The following is a 13,288-nucleotide window of genomic DNA, read 5'->3' as shown; positions in this document are numbered from 1 at the left end:
CTAAAGTACCTTATCCAGCGCCGAAATCAGAGCGTCAATGTCCTCGGGTGCGGTGTAGTGCACAAAGCTCAGCCGCAACACGCCGGGATCCAGAGGCACGTTCATCGCGCCCAACGGTCTCACTGCGTAAAAGTCGCTCGCGTCGGCCATAATGCCATGCTTGAACAACTCTTTCGCCAGTTCTGCCGGATTGTCCTGAGTTTTCAACGCAAAGGTCGGTGCGCGGGTTTCTGCGGTCTGAGGACCAAGCATCTGGATGGTGTTCTTGCTGCTGAGGTACTCGATCAGGGGCTTTGACAGCGCGATTTCATGGTCGCGCAACAGGTCATGCAGCGCATGTGTCGTCGCGGATTGTGATCCGGTCTCGGCCGTATCGATGCCGTGATGCGCGGCCAAAGCCTCGAAATAGTCCACGATCCCCGCACAAGCCGCAACTTGCGCGTGATCCGGCCCCGCCGGAGAAAACCGCTTGTAAAGCGACCCGCCGTTAAAATAATGCGCCTGATTTGGCAGGATATCTCCGATGGATTTCCGCACGACCATAATGCCCTGATGCGGCCCATAGGTTTTGTAGGACGAGAACATATAGATGTCGGGGCCCATGCCGCCCACATCGGGAATGCCATGGGGCGCATAGCTCACGCCATCCACGCAAACAAAAGCCCCTGCCGCATGGGCCAGAGCCGTGATCTCGGCCACTGGATTGATCTCGGCAACCACGTTCGAGCAATGCGGGAAACAGACCAGCCGCACGCTTTCATCAAGCATGTCTGAGAGATCATCAGGGTTCAGATGGCCGGTCTCGGGATCAATTTGCCATTCTTTGACGGTGATGCCTGCCTCCGCCAACCGCCGCCACGCGCCGCTATTGGCCTCGTGGTCTTGGTTCGTCACGATGATCGCGTCGCCTTCGTTCAGCCACTCGCGCACGGCTTGGGACAGAACATAGGTGTTCTGCGTGGTGGACGGCCCGAAGGTGACCTCTTCGGTGTCGACCCCCATCCAAGCCGCCAAGCGGCTCCGCGCCTCATCCATCTCTTCGCCGCCCAAGCGGCTGGCATCATAGGACGCATAGGGCTGCACTTTGCGCTCGCGGTAAAACCGGGTGAGCCGGTCAATCACAGGCGCGCAGGCATAAGACCCACCCGCGTTCTCAAAGAACCGCATGCCCTCAAGGCTGCTTTCAGAAAACGCAGGGAATTGGCTGCGCACAAAGGCGAGATCCAGAGACATGGGAAAACCTCTTTACAGGGCCGCGCGGATTTTCTCGGCGTTGGCTTTGATTTGATCGAAATCACCCATCTGACCTGCAGGGCCCATAGGCACGCCGGCATGACGCGGGTGGACGTGGTAATGCAGGTGAAAGACCTCCTGCCCGCCTGCGGCCTCATTGAATTGCTGGACGGTGACGCCCTCGGCATCAAAGGCCTTCATGACCGCATGGCCCATCTTTTGCACGGTCGCGATGCAGGCGGCGAGCTGTTCTGGCGTCGCATCCAGCATATTGCGGCACGGCGTTTTAGGGATGATCAGGCAATGACCATCGGTGCGCGGCATGATGTCCATGAAGACATAGGTGTGATCGTCCTCATAGAGTTTCTCAGACGGGATTTCCCCGCGCAGGATTTTGGCGAAAATATTGTCGGGATCGTAGCTCATGGGTCAGGCCGTCTTGGTGGAATCAAAAAGCGAGGCACAGCGGTTGCCATGCCTCGCTTTCATAGAACAAGGTTTATGCGTTTACATCAACCACGACGCGCCCACGCACCTGACCTTTCAGAATGTCAGATCCGAGGGATGGCAAGTCGCTGAGTGTAGCCGGATTGATCATCGCCTCAAGCTTGTCCATTGGAAGATCGCTCGCAATGCGCTGCCATGCGGCCAAACGGTTGTCGTAGGGCTGCATCACAGAGTCGATTCCCAAAAGGTTCACCCCGCGCAGCAGAAAGGGGATGACGGTCGCCGGAAGACCCGCGCCGCCGGCAAGCCCTACCGCCGCGACAGAGGCACCATAGCACATCTGGCCAAGGACACGCGCCAGCATGTCGCCGCCAACGGCATCAACACAGCCCGCCCAGTTTTCGCTTTCCAGCGGGCGTTTTGTGGTCTCGTTCAGCTTTTCGCGCGCAACGATCTGGGTGGCACCCAGAGAGGTCAGGTAGTCGCTGGCCTCCGCGCGGCCAGTCACTGCAGCGACGTTGTAGCCAAGGTTTGCCAGGATCGCCGTCGCAACAGAGCCAACGCCGCCCGCAGCTCCGGTCACCAAAACAGGCTTCTCACCTTTGACCATGCCTTGGTTTTCCAGCGCCATCACCGCCAACATCGCCGTGAAACCCGCCGTGCCAACCGCCATCGCCTGACGTGTTGTCAGCCCATCCGGCAGCGGCACCAGCCAATCGGCCTTGACACGTGCCTTTTGGGCATAGCCGCCCCAATGGACTTCGCCCACACGCCAACCCGTTAGAACAACGCGGTCGCCCGCTTTGTAGCGATCATCCGAGCTTTCAGCGACTGTGCCCGCAAAGTCGATCCCCGGCACATGTGGATAGTTGCGCACCAAGCCGCCGCCCGGGCCAATGCACAGACCGTCTTTGTAGTTCACTGTCGAGAACTCAACGTCGATCAATACGTCCCCGTCTGGAAGATCACTCACGTCGATCGACTGTACGCTGGCGTTTGTTTTGCCGCTCTCGGCATCTTTATTCACTACGAGTGCGTTGAACATGACACCCCTCCCCTAAATCCAGAATTTCTCTTGCACGACGGCAGGACGCATCCCGTCGGTGGTCTCAACTTCTACTTTCGTACCCGCATCCCAATGGGTCATCCGCATCATGCCAATGGCCACATTTGTCTCAAAGTCAGGCGACCAGGCGGCAGAAGTCACCTGCCCCACCTTGGTGCCATTCGCGTAAACCGGCCAAGGGCGATCACAGCCCGGCACTTTGTCACCGCCAATTGCGATTGGACGGATCTGTTGCACGGGCCCTTCGGCAGCCACCCGCAGCAAGGCATCGCGCCCGATGCAACCAATGGCCGTGTGGGTGTTACAGAACTTGCCCAATCCACATTCATGCGGCGTGTTGTCGTCCGTCATATCGTTGCCGTAGCTCAGCAAGCCACCTTCGATGCGTTCAATGAGGTTCGGACAACCGGCGCGGACATTCAGGTCCTCGCCCGCTTCAAACAGAGCATTCCACAAAGGCATGCCGATATCCGTGCCATCGACATAGATCTCAAACCCGCCTTGTTTCGAATAACCAGAGCGCGCAATCGCCAGATCGCGGCCTTCAAACTGAAACCAGCCAAAGCGGAAGAATTTGATGTCGCGGACAGAGTCTCCAAAGACACGGGCCAACAGGTCATCAGATTTCGGACCCTGAATGCCCAGCGGAGACACGTCTGGCTCATCCACCAAAACATCCAACCGCCAACCATTCGCGATACCTTTGACCCAATACAGCAAGTCACTGTCGGCAATCGAAATCCACCAGCGATCTTCCGAGAGTTTAACCGCCACCGGATCGTTCAGCATACCGCCGGTTTCATCCACGATCGGCACATAGAAACACTGGCCGGGCATCATGCCCCGCAGATCACGCGGCGTGAGCATCTGCATAAGCTTGCCCGCATCTGGGCCACGCAGTTCGACCTGGCGCTCGCAGGCCACATCCCAGACCTGAACATGTTCCTTCAAGTGACGGTAATCCGCCTCGGGGCTTTCAAAGACCGTTGGCAAAAGCATGCGGTTATAGACCGTATAGGCCTTGACGCCCTGCGCCTCGACGCCTTCGGAAAACGGGGTACGGCGCAGACGCCGGGATGGTGAAATCAATGCCATTGCAAACTCCCAAATGCGCAGGCGGTGTCGGGGAAAGCCCTTACTTCGGGCCGGACCAATCGATTGGGCAGACCTCGGCGGATTTGCCCCCGAAATCCCAGACGCGCCCAAAGTCGCGCACGCGAGACTTGAGGCCTTTGGCGGCGATAATGTCGGGGCCCATCCAATATTTGGAGTTCGAGATCATCACCGGATGGTCAGGATCCGCGCCTTCCATCAGTTCGATCTCACCCTGGATTTTGCGGCCGATATAGATCGCACGACGTTTGCCCTCGCGGACGATCTCAACCTTTTCGCGTTCCGCACCGATGATCTCAGAGACCAGCATGGTGAAAAGCCCCGTGGTGCCGCCCGCTTGACCCGAGAAGATCTGCAGGATGCCGTTATAGGCCTTGCCGCTGGCGCGCTCATCCACATAGGCGGCGACCTTCCAGTTGCCCTCAGCCATACGCCCCGGAATGTCGACTAGCAGGCCGATGTTCAGGCCCGAGAGGTCTTCGCCCTCATAGTGGCCTTCATCGATGGCAATCGCCATCCAAGCGTGACAATGACCCTCGGTTGGCGGGTGCTTGCCCAGCGAGACAACGCAGGGGCAAAAGAGCTCACAGGAACAGTTCAGGAAGAGCTCTCCTTTAATCGCCCAGTCGGTCGGCGCAAGACGGCGACGTTTTGGATTGTCCATCCGGTTGTCGATCCGTTGCGAGATCGGCAGGCGATCCGCTTCTGGTCTTTTCTTCACAGCCATGAGTTATCCTCCATACGCCAGGTCAGGCATTGCGATCAGCAACAGCCCTGCAAGTATAAGTAGCACGCCCATCGGTTTGGTCACGACATGACCCACCTGAGGCAGTTTTTCCAAAATCATGAAGAGGGTCGCGAGCCCCATCCATGCCAAATTCATCACACCGCCGACAAATCCCAAAGACATAAAGCCCCAGCAGCAGCCGACACAGAAGGCCCCGAGGCCTGCGCCCATCTTGAGGCCCCCGATGAAACTCGGGTCCCAGCGGGTCATGAAATAGAGGGTCGGACTGTGGCAGACGCCGTGGCAGATCTCTTTGGCGCGGGTGAATTGAAAGACGCCGACTGCGATCAAGAGTCCCGCCGCGACATAGGGGGATTTCGCCACGCCCAGCATGTCAATCACACCGCCAAACAAAAGCGCAAGCTGAACACCAGAAATCAGCGCCGCAAACCCTACCCAAATCAGAAAGTAAGCTAGGACAACGCCATACATCCCTGCCGTCGTACCGTTCGCTGTGCGCGTCAGGTCGCTGTAAGCGCGCATTGTTGGGATCAGCGTCGGAAGCATCATCGCGGCCATCATCGCGGCCCACATGCCAAAGAGCGGGCCGAAATTCGCCATGGGCATATACATCGGCATACGCGGGTCCATCGCGGCCATGTTTTGGCCCATTGGACCCGGACGGCCAAGTATATCCAAATCCATGTCCATCGCCATGACGTACATCATCCACCAAGCCAACAGGATCAGGGCAAAGAACCCGACCCAAAGGGCGCTTCGGCTCATGTGGCTTAGTGTGGACAGCACGAGATGATTTCCCAAATAGATTGAATCCCTGCGCTATTAATGTCAGACAAATAGAAACACGCCAATAGTTAAATGTCAGACAAATGAAAATCGACCCTACGTCAAAAGCAGATCTCTCGATCCAAATCGCGAAAGCCATCCGCGAAGAGATCATGGGGGGCACCCTGCGGGTCGATGATCGTTTGCCCTCGGAAACAGAGCTTTGTGACCATTTCGAAGTGTCACGCTCTACCGTGCGCGAAGCGTTGAAGCGGCTGGCGGCACAGAACCTGATCCGTACGCAACGCGGGGCTTCTGGCGGGGCTTTTGTCAATCGTCTGAGCTATGACCAAGCGCGTGGGCATCATGTGACGACGTCCACGCTCTTGATGTCTATGAATGAGGTGGATTTCAAAACCGCTTGCGAGGCGCGCTATGCGCTAGAGCGCGCCTGCGCGCCTTTAGCGGTGGAGCGTCGGACGGCGGATCATTTGGCGACCATGCGGGTTGAGATCTTTCGACAAGGCCAGCCGGGGCTGTCTGACGAGAGTTTCTGCGATTCCGACGTAGCTTTCCACCGCGCCTTAGTGGACAGCGCGGGCAATCATGTTTTGTCTTATCAGCTGGCTGGGGCGGTTGAGGCCACTCAGCCTTTGATGAATATGATCACCTTTTCGGCGCGGTCGCGGGAAAAGATTATTGAGCTGCACACGGCGATTGCAGATGGCGTTGAAAACCATGACGCCGAATTGGTGGATGCGAAACTGGCGGAACTTAGCGCATATACGCTGCAGCTCAGCGAAAACGTTGCCAAGGAACGCTCAAAGCGCAAACAATCCTAGGCTTTTGTTAACCTAAAACGGGTTTGGTTGACGCATGTCCGCGAAACCTCTTGAACCGCATCAATGGATACACACGTTTTTCACGTCAAAGTCGGCGCGCGATGGGTTTGTGGTGCGTCGCAAGCTGCGAGACATTGAACGGTTTTGCGGGATGGAGCTGTTTTTGGCCGAGGTTCAGCGTCGAGGATATCGCGCCTATGAGAACTCAGGTCAGATCGTGGTCTGTTGCAACTCCGCGCCAATCAAACGGCTCACCTGACCCACGTTTTCTTTAAAAGAAAACGACAACGAAATCTTTTAAAGATTTCGCCCCTTCCATTAGGCAAGCCGCGCAATTATATAAGAATTGTCCTTTCGGGGACTATGGACATAAACGCGCTCGTAATAAGCGGATCGGACCCGGGGGCGGTACCCGGCGGCTCCACCAAGAGCGTATCTAAGGATACGTTGTTGATGGGGCCGAAATAGGATCGACGAACGTCTAAAGGGGTTAGCTTTGTTTCGGCTGTCTGCCACCGTTATCGGCGAAACTTGTACAATTGCAAATGACAATCGTGCTCCAGTAGCAATGGCCGCGTAAGCGACCGGAGATACTGAAATCTTAAGCCCTGGCGCCTAGCTGCGTCAGGCGGGGTTCGTAGGTACCTGGCAACAGAAACCTACACTTCCACCTCTTGACCGGTTTCACGCGCTATGGCACCCAAGAGCTATGGGGCACGCGATTTCCCCGTGAGGTTTAGGCCAGACAATCGCATCCTCTGACTTGCTTTCGCAAAGGATGCCCTGTGCCTGGATTTAACGAAATATCCCCCTCTTCTTTGATGCGATTGATCGGCACACCCGACTGTCCAACCATTTTAGACGTGCGAATACCCGAAGATTTGGCCGAAGACCCCGTCGTCGTGCCCGCCTCGATTTGCATATCTCATACGGATGTGGCGGGAATGGACAGCGCAAGGTTAAAAGACCGCATCGTGGTTGTTTGTCAGCGCGGCAAAAAACTAAGCCACGGCGCTGCGGCGCATTTGCGCGCCTCAGGCATCGCCGCCGAAGTCTTGGAAGGCGGCATAAAAGGCTGGCTGGCTGTAGATCTGCCGTCAGTTCCAATAACGACACTGCAATCAATTACGCAGACCTGGGTCACACGTCACCGCCCAAAGATAGATCGCATCGCCTGCCCCTGGCTGATCCGAAGGTTTGTTGATCCCGACGCGCAGATCCTCTTCGTGCCCCCAAGCGAGGTCGACGCTGTGGCAGAGCGCTTTAACGCGATCGCATTTGATATGGCTGATGGAGACTGGTCTCACGCTGGCGCTTTCTGCACGTTTGACACGATGATAGACCGCTTTGGTCTGCGCCATGAGCCACTTCTGCGCATGGCCGAAGTCGTACGTGCGGCGGACACAAACTCCCATGAGTTGGCTCCGCAAGCTGCGGGGTTATTGGCGATTTCTGCGGGCTTCTCTCGGCTTTACAATGATGACAACCGTCAAATGACTGCAATGTTTCCCCTTTATGACGCGCTCTATCGATGGGCGCGCGACGCCTTTGAAGAGACCCACGACTCGCCAACAGGGGCAAAGCTGTAACATGACACCAAGTATGTCCGAGCTCTTCCGCGTCTTTGGGCGCATTGGCCTGCTGTCGTTTGGAGGCCCCGCCGCCCAGATCGCCCTGATGCACAAAGAATTGGTCGAAACACGTAACTAGCTGAGTGAGCGGGATTTTCTCGGCGCGCTTAGTTTCTGCATGTTGCTGCCGGGCCCCGAAGCCATGCAGCTTGCAACCTACACTGGGTGGAAACTCCGAGGAACATTCGGCGGTTTGCTCGCGGGGCTTTTGTTTGTGTTGCCCGGCGCCTGCGTCATTCTTGCACTGGCAACGCTTTACATCTTTTATGCCGAGCTCTCTTGGGTTCAAGCCGCATTCCTAGGTATCAAAGCCGCCGTCATCGCGATCGTTCTTCAAGCTCTTTGGAAGGTCTCTAAAAAGGCACTTCAAGGCCCGCTCGCGTGGCTCATCGCAGCCTTGGCCTTTCTGGCGATCTATGTTGGAAACATCAGCTTTGTATTGATCCTGATCTGTGCGGCCGCGCTTGGCGCCCTAGTCTTTAAATCCCCTCAGGACGCGCCCCAAAAGCCACCAAAAGCCACAGGCAACGGTCTGGGACAAACCGCGATCTGGAGTTTACTTTGGGGCGCGCCCATTGCGCTGGTCTATATCTTCAATCAGGCCTTCCTGCTCGAGATCGCCCTCTTCTTTTCCAAGCTTGCCGTGGTCACTTTCGGCGGAGCCTACGCGGTTCTGGCCTATATGACCCAAACCGTCAGCACAGAATTTGGCTGGATCACGACGCCTCAGATGATCGACGCGCTTGGCCTGGCTGAAACCACGCCGGGTCCACTGATTTTGGTCACAGAGTTTGTGGCTCTGCTCGCTGGGTATCAAGAAGGCGGCGTTTCGTTGATGCTGACTGCGGGGGCGCTTGCACTTTGGTGCACTTTTGTTCCCTGCTTTCTATGGATCTTCACTGCGGCACCCTATCTGGAAAACCTTTTGAACCAGCCAACCCTCAAGGCCGCATTGTCTGGCGTATCAGCGGCGGTTGTGGGCGTTATTCTCAACCTCTCATTGATCTTTGCGCTCCATGTGCTGTTTGATGAAGTTTCGCTCGGCACCTTTGGCCTGAGGCCCGTATTGACCAGTTTCAACCTGCCCGCCTTCGCTCTGATGCTCTTGTCATCTGCTCTGCTTTTGGGGCTTCGCTGGCCTCTGGGTTGGGTTCTGCTCATCTCGACGGCATTGGCCAGCGCTCTGGCAATTCTTTAGCGATACAGCGCACAGCCGATCTTCCGTTTCCCGAAAAACTATTTATGTTTGGGGAAAGACGGAAATTTTAGGACGCTTCATGTCTCAGTCGATTGAATACGGCAATCTCATGCATCGCGCACTGCGGCGCCTCATCCAAGAGGTGCTCGAAGACGTACGTGACAATGGGCTGCCCGGAGAACATCATTTCTTTATTACCTTTGATACGCGGCACCCAGATGTGAATATCGCGGACTGGCTGATGGAGCGTTACCCCAGCGATATGACCGTTGTGATGCAGCATTGGTATGACAATCTCGAAATCACCGATGATGGCTTCTCGGTCACTTTAAACTTCGGCGACGCACCAGAGCCGCTCTATATCCCGTTTGAATCAATCAAAACCTTCGTGGACCCCTCCGTCGAATTCGGATTGCGCTTTGAAAGCCAAAGTGACGAGGACGGCGAAGATTTGGACGAAGAGACCGACGACACCACCGTAGAAGAGCTCGAAATTCCCGAGACCGAGGTCGAAGCAGTGCCAGCGGCAACGGATGCCGACGTTGTCAGCCTCGATAGCTTCCGCAAAAAATAACCACGCAAAGCGTTTTGCAAATTCTTCACACACGGGTGTTCCAAGCCGTGTTAGGGAGTGCGCAACGATTATAAGAGGGCAACTAGATGGCCAACCAACTCGCGATCTTTCTAGGTGAATTGATCCGCCGCCCGACCCAGGTCGTCGCACTCGCCCCCTCCTCTGTTGCCCTTTCCGAGGAAATGGCCGCGCAAGTGCCCCAAGGCGACGGCGCGGTTGTGGAATTGGGGCCCGGTACGGGCAAAATCACCACGGCTTTGCTCAATGCAGGCGTGCCAGCAAAAGATCTGCATCTGTTTGAATTGAATCCGGTCTTTGTGAGCCATCTTCAGGCTGAGTTTCCCGGAGTCGCTGTGCACGAAGATCGCGCCGAGAACGCCAGCACCTATGTTGATGGGCCTGTGAAGGCCGTGGTCTCGGGTCTGCCACTGCTGTCGATGCCATTTGAGGTTCAACAGGCCATCGTCGGCGGAGCCTTCGACCTGATGGGGTCCGACGGACGCTATATTCAGTTCACCTATGGCCCCAAACCTCCGGTCAACGAGCGTTTGCGCGGTGAACTCGGGCTGACATGGACCAAGTCACGTAAAATCTGGGGCAATCTCCCCCCTGCACGTGTCTATACCTTCACGCGCTCTGGCAACTAAAACCCGCTGCCGTCTGTTTGCGCTAAACCAGTAAAATAACGCCAAACGCATCATTTTGCCGCGCTTGCGTAGGCTATACCGATTGTATTTTCCGTGCGGTCGGCTATGACAGGTCTGATCTATTTTTGCCGGAGAAGACAATGTCTCAAACCCGTACCGAAACCGACAGCTTTGGCCCTCTAGAGGTTCCCACCGACAAATATTGGGGTGCACAGACGCAGCGTTCCATTATGAACTTCCCAATCGGATGGGAAAAACAGCCTGTCGCCATCGTACGTGCCTTGGGTGTGATCAAAAAAGCCTGTGCACAGGCCAACAAAGCCTCTGGCAAGCTGGACGCCAAGATTGCCGATGCTGTCATTCAGGCCGCGGGCGAAGTTTTCGAAGGCAAGTTTGACGACAACTTCCCTCTGGTCGTCTGGCAGACTGGCTCTGGTACCCAGTCCAATATGAACTCCAATGAGGTCATCGCCAACCGCGCGATTGAGATCCTTGGCGGCGTGATTGGCTCCAAAGATCCGGTGCACCCGAATGACCATTGCAACATGGGTCAGTCCTCTAACGACACTTTCCCGACCGCGATGCATATCGCGACTGCCATGTCCGTGCGTGACGTGCTGATGCCAGGTCTGACTAAGCTGGCCGAAGGGCTGGAAGCCAAGTCCGAAGAGTTCAAAGACATCATCAAAATCGGCCGGACCCATACCCAAGACGCAACGCCTCTGACCCTCGGTCAGGAATTCGGCGGCTATGCCCATCAGATCCGTCAGGGTATCGCCCGCGTCGAAGCCGCCCTGCCCGGTATCTACGAGCTGGCGCAAGGTGGTACCGCTGTTGGCACCGGCCTCAACACGCAAAAAGGCTGGGGCGAAACTGTTGCGGCGAATATGGCAGAAATCACCGGCCTGCCCTTCGTGACCGCGCCGAATAAATTCGAAAGCCTCGCAGCCCATGACGCAATGGTCTTTATGTCCGGCGCTTTGGCGACTGTGGCAGGTGCCATGTATAAAATCGCCAATGATATCCGTTTCTTGGGTTCCGGCCCACGTTCCGGTCTGGGCGAGCTGATCCTGCCCGAAAACGAGCCGGGCTCGTCTATCATGCCAGGCAAAGTGAACCCGACCCAAGCCGAAGCCATGACCCAGGTCGCGGCCCACGTCATGGGCAACAACGCGGCGATGACTTTCGCGGGCTCTCAGGGTCACTTTGAGCTGAATGTCTATAACCCGATGATGTCCTACAACCTGCTGCAATCGATCCAACTGCTCGGAGACGTTGCCGACAGCTTCACCGAACGTATGCTCAACGGCATCCAGGCCAATGAAGCGCGTATCGACAAGCTGATGAAGGAATCGCTGATGCTTGTCACGGCGCTGGCGCCAACCATCGGATATGACAACGCGACCACCGTCGCCAAGACTGCGCATAAAAACGGCACCACCCTCAAAGAAGAAGCCATCGCGCTTGGCTTTGTGGATGAGGCGACATTTGACGCGGTCGTGCGTCCAGAACAGATGATCGGTCCCAAAGACTAATGTCTGAACCGGTCAACCTGAACCGGTTTCGAAAAGAAAAGGCGCGGGCTGCCAAAAAGGCCCGCGCTGACGAAAACAGCGTGAAATACGGTCGCACCAAAGCCGAGAAACAGCGCGATATCCAACAGTCAGAGAAATCCATCCGAGATCTGGATGGTCATAAACGAGACAGATGAGCCGTCCCGTCAAACGATCCCTTACCCTTAAAGGCCATCGCACCAGCGTCTCCCTCGAAGATGAATTCTGGGCCGCATTCCGCGAAATTGCAGGTAAAAAAGACATGCCAATCAATGCGTTGGCCGCTGAAATTGATGCATCGCGTGACCTTGATGCAGGCCTCGCCAGCGCCATTCGCCTATACGTCTTGCAGCACTATAAAAGCGCGACGTAACTCGTTCATCTTGCAATAAATACTCGCGCCGCAGGCATTGCCCGCAGGGCAAATCACGCCTGAGACGCCACCAGACGCACCCGCTCGATCATCGCCTTCAGTCCGTTCGAGCGTTGCGAGGACAGATGGTCATTCAGACCCAAACGCGCAAATTCGGCTCTGGCATCGACGGCCAAAACCTCATCCAAAGTGAGCCCATTATAGAGCTTGCGCAGCACAGCAATCAGCCCGCGCACAATCATCGCGTCGCTGTCACCGTCAAAATACATGACATTGTCGTCGATCTTGGGATGCAGCCAAACCTGACTTGCGCAGCCATCGACCTTGGTGGCCGGCACTTTCAACGCGTCATCCAGAGGATCCATTGCTTTCCCCTGCTCGATCACATAGCGATAGCGCTCTTCCCAGTCCTCGATGAACTCGAAATCCTCGACAATCTCTTCAAATGCTTCTGCGGCCATGGTCACATTCCTCTGTTGCCCTTCACCTATGTCGCGGAACGGAAAACGTCCAGCCCCCAGCAAGCGGCTTTTCAACGCGGCGGCAATGCGTTAACTCGGTAAAGGACTAAGGGAGATGGCAGGCCAATGAAAAAGACAATCGGACTTCTGCTTATAGCGACGCTCACACTCAGTGCCTGCGGGCGTGTGCGGGACTCTGCGATCAATCCATTCAATTGGTTCGGAGGCTCTGAAACAGTTGAAACCACCGCCGAAGAAGTGAACCCGCTGATCCCTCAGGAACGTGAATCTCTTCTTCGTCGCCCAGAAGCCGAATATGCAGGCACCTTGGTGGCTGATCTCACGACGCTCAAGATCGAGCGTGTCGCAGGTGGCGCGATCATCCGTGTCAAAGGCATCGCGTCCACGCAAGGCGCGTTTGATGTCCGCATGGAGCCTGAAAACGAAGATCAAGAGCCCGTGAAAGGCGTACTGACCTATACGCTTCTTGCGGTTCAGCCTCCGGGATTCCGTCAAGGACCGGCGCAATCCCGCGAGATCACAGCAGCGGTGTTCCGCACCGATCAAGAGCTGGCGAACGTGCGCACAATCCGCGTCGTTGGCGCGAATAAGACGCTTCAGTCCCGGCGCTAAATCG

The 13,288-nt window shown here is 56.3% G+C and carries 16 protein-coding genes, 1 other RNA gene and 1 pseudogene; 11 read left to right on the top strand and 7 right to left on the bottom strand.

Annotated features, from left to right (window positions below; translation table 11 throughout):
- The 6 genes from HZ995_RS14255 to HZ995_RS14230 form a co-directional block, all read right to left on the bottom strand.
- Positions 1–1,233, bottom strand: coding sequence for an aminotransferase class V-fold PLP-dependent enzyme (locus tag HZ995_RS14255; RefSeq protein WP_209356327.1), 1,233 nt, complete (start codon positions 1,231–1,233; stop codon positions 1–3).
- A gap of 12 nt (positions 1,234–1,245) precedes the next feature.
- Positions 1,246–1,659, bottom strand: coding sequence for an HIT family protein (locus HZ995_RS14250; protein WP_209356326.1), 414 nt, complete (start codon positions 1,657–1,659; stop codon positions 1,246–1,248).
- 73 nt (positions 1,660–1,732) lie between these two features.
- Positions 1,733–2,725 carry an acryloyl-CoA reductase gene (gene acuI, locus HZ995_RS14245; RefSeq protein WP_209356325.1) on the bottom strand — a complete coding sequence of 331 codons (993 nt, stop codon included), beginning with the start codon at positions 2,723–2,725 and terminating at the stop codon, positions 1,733–1,735.
- Between the two features lie 12 nt (positions 2,726–2,737).
- A complete protein-coding gene (locus tag HZ995_RS14240; RefSeq protein ID WP_209356324.1) occupies positions 2,738–3,841 on the bottom strand; it encodes a dimethylsulfoniopropionate demethylase in 1,104 nt (367 codons plus the stop codon).
- 40 nt (positions 3,842–3,881) lie between these two features.
- Positions 3,882–4,586 carry a DUF1326 domain-containing protein gene (locus tag HZ995_RS14235; RefSeq protein WP_209356323.1) on the bottom strand — a complete coding sequence of 235 codons (705 nt, stop codon included), beginning with the start codon at positions 4,584–4,586 and terminating at the stop codon, positions 3,882–3,884.
- Between the two features lie 3 nt (positions 4,587–4,589).
- On the bottom strand, positions 4,590–5,372 hold the full coding sequence (locus HZ995_RS14230) for a DUF2182 domain-containing protein (RefSeq protein WP_209356322.1): 783 nt from the start codon (positions 5,370–5,372) through the stop codon (positions 4,590–4,592).
- A gap of 104 nt (positions 5,373–5,476) precedes the next feature.
- On the opposite strand from HZ995_RS14230, the gene HZ995_RS14225 reads away from it, so the two are divergent.
- From HZ995_RS14225 to HZ995_RS14180, 10 genes and pseudogenes are all read left to right on the top strand, one after another.
- Entirely contained in the window at positions 5,477–6,214 is a 738-nt protein-coding gene (locus HZ995_RS14225; RefSeq protein ID WP_209356321.1) for a FadR/GntR family transcriptional regulator, read from the top strand.
- A gap of 34 nt (positions 6,215–6,248) precedes the next feature.
- Entirely contained in the window at positions 6,249–6,473 is a 225-nt protein-coding gene (locus HZ995_RS14220; protein ID WP_209356320.1) for a hypothetical protein, read from the top strand.
- 50 nt (positions 6,474–6,523) lie between these two features.
- Positions 6,524–6,880: a transfer-messenger RNA gene (ssrA, locus tag HZ995_RS14215) on the top strand.
- Positions 6,881–6,999: 119 nt separating this feature from the next.
- Entirely contained in the window at positions 7,000–7,803 is an 804-nt protein-coding gene (locus HZ995_RS14210) for a chromate resistance protein ChrB domain-containing protein (protein ID WP_209356319.1), read from the top strand.
- Between the two features lies 1 nt (position 7,804).
- Positions 7,805–9,043, top strand: a pseudogene (gene chrA / locus HZ995_RS14205) (chromate efflux transporter).
- 79 nt (positions 9,044–9,122) lie between these two features.
- A complete protein-coding gene (locus tag HZ995_RS14200) occupies positions 9,123–9,617 on the top strand; it encodes an SspB family protein (RefSeq protein WP_209356318.1) in 495 nt (164 codons plus the stop codon).
- 86 nt (positions 9,618–9,703) lie between these two features.
- Complete coding sequence (locus tag HZ995_RS14195; protein ID WP_209356317.1) at positions 9,704–10,264, top strand: class I SAM-dependent methyltransferase; 561 nt, start codon at positions 9,704–9,706, stop codon at positions 10,262–10,264.
- Positions 10,265–10,404: 140 nt separating this feature from the next.
- Positions 10,405–11,799 (top strand): class II fumarate hydratase, encoded by a 1,395-nt coding sequence (fumC, locus tag HZ995_RS14190; protein WP_209356316.1) that lies wholly within the window; start codon positions 10,405–10,407, stop codon positions 11,797–11,799.
- Positions 11,799–11,975 carry a DUF4169 family protein gene (locus HZ995_RS14185; RefSeq protein WP_209356315.1) on the top strand — a complete coding sequence of 59 codons (177 nt, stop codon included), beginning with the start codon at positions 11,799–11,801 and terminating at the stop codon, positions 11,973–11,975. Before fumC ends, HZ995_RS14185 begins: the two co-directional genes overlap by 1 nt.
- Positions 11,972–12,190, top strand: coding sequence for a ribbon-helix-helix domain-containing protein (locus tag HZ995_RS14180; protein ID WP_209356314.1), 219 nt, complete (start codon positions 11,972–11,974; stop codon positions 12,188–12,190). Before HZ995_RS14185 ends, HZ995_RS14180 begins: the two co-directional genes overlap by 4 nt.
- Before the next feature lie 53 nt (positions 12,191–12,243).
- On the opposite strand, the gene HZ995_RS14175 is transcribed toward HZ995_RS14180, so the two are convergent.
- Positions 12,244–12,651, bottom strand: coding sequence for a SufE family protein (locus tag HZ995_RS14175; RefSeq protein WP_209356313.1), 408 nt, complete (start codon positions 12,649–12,651; stop codon positions 12,244–12,246).
- A gap of 126 nt (positions 12,652–12,777) precedes the next feature.
- On the opposite strand from HZ995_RS14175, the gene HZ995_RS14170 reads away from it, so the two are divergent.
- Entirely contained in the window at positions 12,778–13,284 is a 507-nt protein-coding gene (locus HZ995_RS14170) for a hypothetical protein (protein WP_209356312.1), read from the top strand.
- The last annotated feature ends 4 nt before the right edge of the window (positions 13,285–13,288 follow it).

The organism is Cognatishimia activa (assembly GCF_017798205.1).
Classification (GTDB): domain Bacteria; phylum Pseudomonadota; class Alphaproteobacteria; order Rhodobacterales; family Rhodobacteraceae; genus Cognatishimia; species Cognatishimia activa_A.
The sequence above is the reverse complement of the archived record's forward strand: the minus strand, read 5'-3'. Positions and strand labels throughout refer to the sequence as shown.